Annotated in this window: 2 protein-coding genes and 1 pseudogene; 1 reads left to right on the top strand and 2 read right to left on the bottom strand. The window is 39.9% G+C overall.

Features of this window, described 5'->3' with window-relative positions:
* Positions 1 to 369: 369 nt before the first annotated feature.
* A pseudogene (locus LGZ99_RS25070) lies at positions 370 to 546 on the bottom strand (IS110 family transposase); the annotation flags it as partial.
* A 179-nt stretch (positions 547 to 725) separates the two neighbouring features.
* Between LGZ99_RS25070 and LGZ99_RS24320 the strand changes: the two are divergent.
* Positions 726 to 1,601 (top strand): glycerophosphodiester phosphodiesterase family protein, encoded by an 876-nt coding sequence (locus LGZ99_RS24320; protein ID WP_023044432.1) that lies wholly within the window; start codon positions 726 to 728, stop codon positions 1,599 to 1,601.
* 5 nt (positions 1,602 to 1,606) lie between these two features.
* On the opposite strand, the gene LGZ99_RS24325 is transcribed toward LGZ99_RS24320, so the two are convergent.
* Positions 1,607 to 1,789: hypothetical protein (locus tag LGZ99_RS24325; protein ID WP_262979835.1), on the bottom strand; the 183-nt coding region annotated here is incomplete at its 5' end.

Below are 1,789 nucleotides of genomic sequence, written 5' to 3' on the forward strand. Positions count from 1 at the left end.
TTAGACGAATTAATACCCAATAAATTTAATAAAATGCGACTTAAATCACAGAATAATGCCAATAATCTTGCGGGAAGCCAGTCTTAAATTAGCCAAATAACTAACATTTTATTAACCAAATTTACCTTGCTCGGTTTATAGACCTTGCATTAATCACCAGAGAAGCTTAACTCTGCATTTTTTATGATATTGAACAAAATCAGCTCTGTTTCAGAACAGTCGATTTAGAGACGCACAGATTCAGACTCTTTTTTTGGGTTGGAATGTGTAGGCAATCAAATCTAAGTAGTAACTAATGGACACCGACCTATGCAAGTATGGGTTTTTATTTTTTCTGACAATGTAGTCGCAAACACATATTCGGATTCAGTGGGCGCCTTTCGGTATAACGATACCGTACTCAAGACCCATTCTTCGTATTTGGTTAACCAGCACCGTTCGGTTTTTCATCAATTACTGGCGAACCCGGTGCAGACACTAAATATCCTGTTGTTCTAACGTCTTCTCCAGTACACAACTCATACCCGGACGGCTATCTGCTTCCACAGGTTTCTTCCAGCTCAGTGAAACAGTATTTACAGCGAGCACATAACAAATGTAAAAAAGCGCAATTTTTCATTTAAAATTCGCCAAGCCGTGTTACATTCACAATTGATTTCATCATGAAATCATAAATAAAGTGAATTATTTTAATTTACCTATAATTGGATATTATGGAGAAAATTATGCGACACGGAATTACCGCTGCCATTCTGCTTTGCTGCTCTGCCGGCGCTTTTGCAACAACACCACAAATCATCGCCCACCGTGCTGGCACAGGTGATGCGCCTGAAAATACAGAATATGCAATTTCCAAGTCCTTAGAGAACAAAGCGGATGCCATTTGGATAACTGTTCAGCTTTCAAAAGATGGTATTCCTGTGCTTTATCGTCCATCAGATCTGAATAGCTTAACCAATGAAAGTGGGCCTGTTTCTGCCTATAACGCAAGTCAGTTGACCAAATTTGATGCCGGTTACAAATTTGGCTCTGATAGTGATCATCCATTCCGCAATAAAGGATTAAGTATTCCAACACTGGAACAAGTCTTAAAAAAATACCCAGAGACTTTCTTCTATATTGATCTGAAATCACCAGATGCCGATCCAGCACGGCAAGCCAAGGCACTGGAAAAAGTATTAACCGAGCAGAAAGCTCTGGCACGTACCCGTTTCTATTCCACTGATGAAAAATACCTTAACGCGTTGCCAAAGATGATTCAGCGCTTTGAAAGCCGTGATAAAACCCGCACTATGCTGGCGAATATTACAATGGCTCACCAATGTGATATTCCTGAAAACACAGACACGGCTCGCTGGTATGGTTTGGAAATGCGCCGCAATGTAGAAGTTGTTGAAAAATATACTCTTGGCGAAGCACGCTCCAAATCAGTATTGTTATGGGATAAGGAAGCAATGAAGTGTTTCCGCGCTAAAGGTGGTGCAAACATCATTTTATTTGGCATTAAAACCAAAGAAGATTTCAAACAGGCTAAAGAGCTTGGTGCCGATGGTGTGCTGGTAGATTCACCCAAGCTATTCAGTACCTTTAAAACAAAATAAGATTTTTAGGTTCCCAAAAACAAGCAGTTCCAGTAATCATTTTCTGAAGGAACCGCTTTTACATCTGTAAGCAAAGCAAAACCCGCAGTTTTCTTTTCTGTGGGTTTTGCTCGCTTATAACTCTCATGGTTATGACAAAAATACCGTTGCCGGTTCAGAATAAATACGTCGTAAAGCGACAAAACTGT

The organism is Photorhabdus temperata (assembly GCF_025384845.1).
Lineage (GTDB): Bacteria > Pseudomonadota > Gammaproteobacteria > Enterobacterales > Enterobacteriaceae > Photorhabdus > Photorhabdus temperata.